Origin of the sequence: Paraburkholderia sp. J41 (assembly GCF_905220235.1) — a bacterium.
Classification (GTDB): Bacteria; Pseudomonadota; Gammaproteobacteria; order Burkholderiales; family Burkholderiaceae; genus Paraburkholderia.
The window spans coordinates 1-234 of record NZ_CAJMZE010000123.1; the positions used below are offsets into that span (position 1 = coordinate 1).

Genomic DNA, 234 nt, shown 5'->3' on the forward strand with positions numbered 1-234 from the left:
AATCTTCAGGGCGACATCCGTATCCAGGGAAAGCCAGTCATAGTCGCACCATACATCGTCATTGAGCGTACCAATGATTTCGTCCTGTAGACTACCGTCATGATCGCGTGGAAGTTCAAGGCAAATCTCCTCGAAAACAAGCTCGGCAGTGTCCCAAGTGGTGCCCTGATAGCCGCCTTCCGCTGATTCGTACGGGAGCTGATCGGCGGCGCCGCCCCATTTTTTCCCGAGGCA

General features: G+C 54.7%; 1 protein-coding gene. It reads right to left on the bottom strand.

The window, feature by feature from the left end; translation table 11 throughout:
- Positions 1–234 (bottom strand): HEPN-associated N-terminal domain-containing protein (locus U5805_RS31715; RefSeq protein WP_322107414.1); only part of this gene is annotated, 234 nt, incomplete at both ends.